Here is a 1,045-nt window from a genome sequence, read left to right as displayed (position 1 = left end):
CCGGTCGCGATCGGAACGAGAATCGCAATCGAAATAATCGTCACGCCCCAATTGATGCCTTTTGCCTGCAAAACGGAAAACCACTTGTCCGCAAAGGGAAGCAATTTGATTAATGCTACCACGATGCATGCGATGATCAGCGAATTATTCCTGCCAAAAACTGCTGCTGAAAAAACCAGAAAAAGAAACAGCCATGCTTCCATTATTTCACCCGCCTTCAAATACAGAGTATCAGAAATTTGTTATAATTTCCATTCTATAAATACAACTTAGAAAATAGCTCCCTCCAAATGTAATATAATCCATTTTAACGGCGTAAAAATACACATCATACGTACTTTGTTATATTTTGATAACCCTCAATTAATAATAAAGTTAAAGTGAGACAAAAAAAGAAAGCCGTGATTTTAAAATGGACAATAAAATTCATCTGGGGTCAAAAATAAGGAAATACAGGCATCTTGCCGGCATGACGCAAGAAGAGCTCGCAGAATACAGCAACCTTTCCGTTAACTACATTTCAAAAATCGAAAGAGAGAAAAAGCAAAACGTCAGTATTGAAAAACTTGTCGACATCTGCAATGCCCTGAATATTTCCGTTGAAGAAATACTTGATAGTAAACATAATATTTCAATTAAGAATCTTCCGCCAAACGCGATCGAGCTGATCACGTACCTCAGGGATTCCGACAATTCAAATATTGACGAGATCTGCGAACAATTATTGTTGTTGATGAAGAAGATGGAAAAGTAAGGTGTGGAGCCGAACGCCCAGCCCCCGCGTATCCAAGTCGCACTTGCGACGGGTAAGCCCGGCTTGCCCGAGCAAGGGTGCTTGGGACAAGGGGGTTGTGAGGCGAAACCTGATTATGAAGGTGCGAAGACCAGCCGCCCAACAAGGCGGGAGATAAGGAGGGGCGCGAGTGATCAGCGCAAGCGCAGTCGCGACGCGGCACAAACTTATCATGAGCCTTGTTGCTGGTCTGAGCCTGATTAGACAAGGTGTGGAAGCGAGCGGTCATGAGCCCGTACGCAAGCTTTGGAC

2 protein-coding genes are annotated in these 1,045 nt (G+C 43.7%); one reads left to right on the top strand and one right to left on the bottom strand.

The genetic code is table 11. The features are described 5' to 3' along the window. Nucleotides 1-203, bottom strand: a 203-nt coding sequence (locus tag V7Z60_RS08025; RefSeq protein ID WP_334117313.1) for a DUF441 family protein, incomplete at its 3' end; no start/stop codon positions are given. A gap of 209 nt (nt 204-412) precedes the next feature. Between V7Z60_RS08025 and V7Z60_RS08020 the strand changes: the two genes are divergently transcribed. Next, nucleotides 413-754: a helix-turn-helix domain-containing protein gene (locus tag V7Z60_RS08020; protein ID WP_334117312.1), complete on the top strand. Its 342-nt coding sequence runs from the start codon at nt 413-415 to the stop codon at nt 752-754. Nucleotides 755-1,045: the final 291 nt, after the last annotated feature.

Source organism: Ligilactobacillus sp., assembly GCF_036846325.1.
Taxonomy (GTDB): domain Bacteria; phylum Bacillota; class Bacilli; order Lactobacillales; family Lactobacillaceae; genus Ligilactobacillus.
This window is presented reverse-complemented; position numbering and strand designations above follow the sequence as displayed.